This is a genomic window from Chitinimonas violaceus, from assembly GCF_052601015.1.
On the sequence record NZ_JBQXDJ010000245.1, the window covers coordinates 1 to 390 of the forward strand.

1 protein-coding gene is annotated in these 390 nt (G+C 60.8%); it reads left to right on the forward strand.

The features are described 5' to 3' along the window. Nucleotides 1–390, forward strand: a 390-nt coding sequence (locus ACUHMQ_RS21145) for a tyrosine-type recombinase/integrase (protein WP_445297407.1), incomplete at both ends; no start/stop codon positions are given.

Consider the following 390-nt stretch of genomic DNA (forward strand, 5'->3'; position numbering starts at 1 on the left):
GCCCGCAGTTGCTGACGGTGGATGAAACGGCGCTGTTTCTGAGTGACTACGGCGAGCCGATGACCCCGGCGCATATCTCGCTAAAGGTCAAGAAATACATGGGCTTTGCTGGGGTCAACAAACCCGGTAGTACCCATTTGCTACGCCACGCGATGGCAACCCATATGCTGGAAGCGGGTGCCGATGTGCGGGTGCTGCAAGCCTTGCTAGGCCATGCCAACCTGTCCACGACAGAGGTTTATACGCACGTGAGCATTGAGCACTTACGGGCGATACACGATGCGACGCACCCGGCGCGGCTGACGCGTCAGGACGAGACCCCGGCTCCGTTTCCCCCTGGCTTACGTGCGACAGCGGCGGCGACGTTGCTGGATGCGCTGGCAGAAGAAG